This window comes from Christiangramia aquimixticola, from assembly GCF_048285835.1.
Taxonomy (GTDB): Bacteria; Bacteroidota; Bacteroidia; order Flavobacteriales; family Flavobacteriaceae; genus Christiangramia; species Christiangramia aquimixticola.
The window spans coordinates 1-385 of sequence record NZ_JBLVTL010000050.1 but is presented as its reverse complement, the minus strand read 5'-3'; the positions used below and the strand labels follow the sequence as shown (position 1 = coordinate 385).

1 protein-coding gene is annotated in these 385 nt (G+C 41.3%); it reads right to left on the bottom strand.

Annotated elements, in window-relative coordinates; translation table 11 throughout:
- Positions 1 to 68 precede the first annotated feature (68 nt).
- Positions 69 to 385, bottom strand: a 317-nt coding sequence (locus ACNKXV_RS13445; RefSeq protein WP_470269813.1) for a LolA-like protein, incomplete at its 5' end; no start/stop codon positions are given.

Sequence of the window (385 nt, the reverse complement as noted above, 5' to 3'; positions counted from 1 at the left end):
TGAGAGATGGATGAAATAATAAAGCCTTCCAAGTTGGAAGGCTTTTACTCATCACTAAGAATCTAAAATTATTGGAAATCAGCATCTGAAAGCTGCTGATTGAAACTCACTGATTTCATCTTGGTCTCAAGCGCAACAGGCAGCATTGGATTTTTGATGGTCAGCATCATCGGAAATTTTACTCCATCCACTTCCTGATAGTCGGAGTACATGATATCACCGGTGGCAGCGCTGCTGGTCTTCAATTTTAATCCTGAATTGACCGAATAGAATTCATTGGTGACCATCCCATTTGGAGCTGTGATTTCCAATTTGTGAACCTGCTCACCGTCCATATCTTCTGTTCCAATGAAAGCAAGCTTGAATCCCAAAGCCTCATAATGAG